This is a genomic window from Lacinutrix sp. MEBiC02404 (assembly GCF_053601575.1).
In genome coordinates this window covers 1-3,602 of sequence record NZ_JBSHNV010000212.1, presented here as the reverse complement: position 1 = coordinate 3,602, position 3,602 = coordinate 1, and the positions used below count along the sequence as shown (strand labels likewise).

At 29.4% G+C, this 3,602-nt stretch carries 4 protein-coding genes; 3 read left to right on the top strand and 1 reads right to left on the bottom strand.

Going from position 1 to position 3,602, the window contains the following annotated elements; genetic code table 11:
- Positions 1 to 50: 50 nt before the first annotated feature.
- Positions 51 to 596, bottom strand: a complete 546-nt coding sequence (locus ACVCXO_RS13920) for a hypothetical protein (protein WP_452230194.1) — start codon at positions 594 to 596, stop codon at positions 51 to 53.
- 268 nt (positions 597 to 864) lie between these two features.
- Between ACVCXO_RS13920 and ACVCXO_RS13915 the strand changes: the two genes are divergently transcribed.
- The 3 genes from ACVCXO_RS13915 to ACVCXO_RS13905 all read left to right on the top strand — a co-directional run bounded on the left by ACVCXO_RS13915 (position 865) and on the right by ACVCXO_RS13905 (position 3,346).
- Complete coding sequence (locus ACVCXO_RS13915; protein ID WP_166388054.1) at positions 865 to 1,107, top strand: hypothetical protein; 243 nt, start codon at positions 865 to 867, stop codon at positions 1,105 to 1,107.
- A complete protein-coding gene (locus tag ACVCXO_RS13910) occupies positions 1,098 to 1,415 on the top strand; it encodes a type II toxin-antitoxin system RelE/ParE family toxin (RefSeq protein ID WP_452230193.1) in 318 nt (105 codons plus the stop codon). Before ACVCXO_RS13915 ends, ACVCXO_RS13910 begins: the two co-directional genes overlap by 10 nt.
- A gap of 152 nt (positions 1,416 to 1,567) precedes the next feature.
- Entirely contained in the window at positions 1,568 to 3,346 is a 1,779-nt protein-coding gene (locus ACVCXO_RS13905; RefSeq protein WP_452230192.1) for an ATP-binding protein, read from the top strand.
- The last annotated feature ends 256 nt before the right edge of the window (positions 3,347 to 3,602 follow it).

Below are 3,602 nucleotides of genomic sequence, written 5' to 3'. Positions count from 1 at the left end.
AATCATATACAAACACGTTGGCATTCATTGTTACAAACGTCGTAACTTAATCAATCGTTTCTTTTTAAAACAGTCTCAATATAATTATGAGTGGTTAGATATTCTTCTTTAAGATTTCTAAGATATTTAATTATTTTGGTGTGATTAATATAATTTGGATTCAAACAGTCTTTCAATTCATTATTAGTAACGATTAGTACCAAATACCAATGACCAGATCTGGATGTATGTGCTTCTTCAAGAATTGGGTTATTTCCTTTTGATTCAAGACTTGCATCAATCGCAATCGGAATCAAATTAATTGTTTTAGTCACTCTTTCTCTTTCGTAGAATGAAAGAAAATAAGTATTGTTGTCAATAGATAATGGAACATTCGATGCGACATCAATAAATCCTAAATCATACTTTGCATTAATAAATTTATAAAACTCATCAGCATCTTTAGGATCTTCAAAAACAAATCCATAATTACGTGGAAGGTCTCTTTTGAACCTTTTAGCTTTAACTAATTTATCAGTTTCAATATTAGGAGCTATCCTTATTGGAATACAAGAAAATATGAAAAGCGAAATAATAATGAAAAAGAGTTGACGCATTGTTAATGGTTTGTTTTAATCTATCAATAATTATGCCATCTAATGGCTTCAACGAAATGCCAACACCGTGTATATTTAATTGCTTGGTTCTCGCCTATTCGGAAAATCTTTGCAGATTTTCTATTCCGTTTTTATTTACTAAATTAGTAACTTACACACGCAACTAAGCATACACAAACACGTTGGCAACAAGCTGTGAAATTCGTCAATTAAAGAAATATAGAGTATTAAATTGATATTTTTGTATCTTTGATAAAAAGCTAATAAAATGGATTTACAAACAAGAAAACTAGAACTTATTCAAGAGTTTTTAAAGATTCAAAGTGAAGATGTAATTTCGCGACTTGAAAAAATCCTTAGAAAAGAAAACAAAATTTCAGATAATGGAGAGTTTAAACCAATGTCTATGGAGGAATTTAATTCTCGAATTGACAAATCTATGGAAGATTCACTAAATGGTCGACTAATAGAATCCAGCGAATTAAAAGCCAGTATCGATAAATGGAATTAAAATTATTTTGGACTAATTTTTCTCAAAAAGAACTAGAAAAAATTTATCAATATTATCGAGAAAAAGCCGGAAATCGAATAGCAAAAAAAATCGTTAACGGAATTTATAATGAGACTTTAAAACTTAAAAGGCAACCAGAAATTGGACAAGTTGAAGAACTTCTTAAGAATAGAAAACAAGAATTCAGATATTTAGTCTATAAAAATTATAAAGTCATTTATTGGATTAACAATACAGAAAACAGAATTGAAATAAATGATGTTTTTGATACTCGCCAAAACCCAATAAAAATAGAACGGAAAAAATAAAAGCCAGTTGCCAACACCGTATATAATTAATGGCTAGTTTGTGCTTGCTTACGAAAATTCTTCCGAATTTCTATTTGGTTTTTATTTGCTAAATTAGTTACTTACACACGCCACTAATCATATACAAACACGTTGGCAGTAATTAGAGACAAATGATAATAAAGTTAAAAGCAGAATATAAATCCATTAAAGAACGAATTGAATTTGAATTACCAAATTTTTCAGTTCTTACCGGTAAAAATGGTAGTGGTAAAACCCATTTACTCGAAGCTCTTGCCAATAAAAATTTGACTGATGTCATTGTTAATGGTGTGAAAATTCAAAACGCAAGATATATACCATTCAATGGGCTAAATCCAAGTATTCAAGAAAACTGTGACCCAGATACAATTGTTAAACACATTAAAAATGTTTGGAAACAATTTATACAAGCTAAAAGACAAGCCGAAAATAGAGGAGTACAAAATGTAAATAACCAAACTGTTTTAAGTTTTATAAAACCGGAAAACATAAAGCAACATTGTTCAAAAGCATTGGAAGAAACTGGTAAAAATTACGATGTTTTAAGCGAAAATGATATTGAAGATTATTTTGATATTTCATTTATGGGACAAAATGATTTTTTCACAGCACAATTCGCTCTGATATTTAAAAACTACCATAAGTTATGGATTGAAAATCAAGAAAATAAATTTTATGAATCTCAAAAAATTGCAACTACTGCAAAAATTTTGACAGACAAGGAATTTTTAGATAAAAATGGTGAACCGCCTTGGGATTTTGTAAATAAAATTTTTACAGAAACAAACATACCATATGAAGTTAATAATCCAATGGGTAGTCGAAAAGAGACTTCCTTCATATTTAGATTAAAAGATAAGCAAGAAGATTTCGAAATTAGTTCCGCTAACCTTTCAACTGGTGAAAAAGTTCTTATGTCATTAGCTTTAGCTATTTACAATACTGGAGGTCAACAAGGAAAACCTGATTTATTATTGATTGATGAGCCAGACGCTGCTCTTCATCCATCTATGACTAAAAAAATGGTTAATATTCTTAAAAAAAGTATTGTTGAGGAAAACGACATTCCAACATTAATTACTACACATTCCCCAACAACTGTAGTTGCTGCCGAAGGAATTTCATTATATCAAATGGAAAGAGGTAATAATAAACCTAAAAAAATTCCAATTCAAAGGGCAGTAGAAATACTTTCAGGAGATATTCCTTTTCTAAAAATATCAACTGAAAAAAGACGACAAGTATTTGTTGAGAGCAAATATGATGTAACTTATTATGAACTATTACTAAATATTTATGGACGGTTAGTTAACTTTTCTTCCGAACCGATTTTTATACCTGCACGAACATCAAACGGTTCAAACTGTACTGATGTTATTGAAGTTGTAAATAACTTACACTCTAATGGAAATGAGCAAATTTATGGTATAGTTGACTGGGATTTGCATAATATAAGTAAAGACAGAATTCTTGTTCTTGGAGAAAATGACAGATATGCAATTGAGAACTATTTATTAGACCCTTTACTTATTGGGTTATTAATGCTTCGAGAAAACAAAATACCTTTTACTGATTTTACCGGATTGAGCATCTCTTCTTATTCTCAAGCTATAAATTTGAATCAAAGTGATGGGCAATTAATTATAGATAAAATTCTAATTGACTTAAGCCTTCAATCTGCAAATAAAATAACTTATAAGACATTTAATGGATGGGAATTACAAACGACAATAGAATTTAATCAGCATCAAGGACACGATTTAGAAACTCTACTGAAATCAAGATTTCCTTTTTTAAATATTTATCAAAGAGAAGATGCTCTAAAAAAAGATATAATTGAAAAAGTAGTAAATGACCATCCAGGTATTGCACCAATTGAATTAAGTGAAATAATTATGAAAATTAAATAACTACTGCCAACACCGTATATAATTTATTGCTAGTTCTAGCCTGCTTACGAAAACCCTCGCGGATTTTCTATTCGGTTTTTATTTGCTAAATTACGTACTTAACCACGCAACAAACCATATACAAACACGTTATCTATAAGTTACTCACCAACAAAAATTATTGGAAAATCTATAAGTCTGAACTTCCAACAAGGGAATAATTACTCAGATGAATAATGTAATCTGAAAAACGTTACGGATTGGATTCTGTTTGATT

What these genes read in the sequence shown, in the direction of transcription:
- ACVCXO_RS13920 (WP_452230194.1), bottom strand. Translation starts at nt 596, where the DNA reads ATGCGTCAACTCTTTTTCATTATTATTTCGCTTTTCATATTTTCTTGT.
- ACVCXO_RS13915 (WP_166388054.1), top strand. Translation starts at nt 865, where the DNA reads ATGGATTTACAAACAAGAAAACTAGAACTTATTCAAGAGTTTTTAAAG.
- ACVCXO_RS13910 (WP_452230193.1), top strand. Translation starts at nt 1,098, where the DNA reads ATGGAATTAAAATTATTTTGGACTAATTTTTCTCAAAAAGAACTAGAA.
- ACVCXO_RS13905 (WP_452230192.1), top strand. Translation starts at nt 1,568, where the DNA reads ATGATAATAAAGTTAAAAGCAGAATATAAATCCATTAAAGAACGAATT.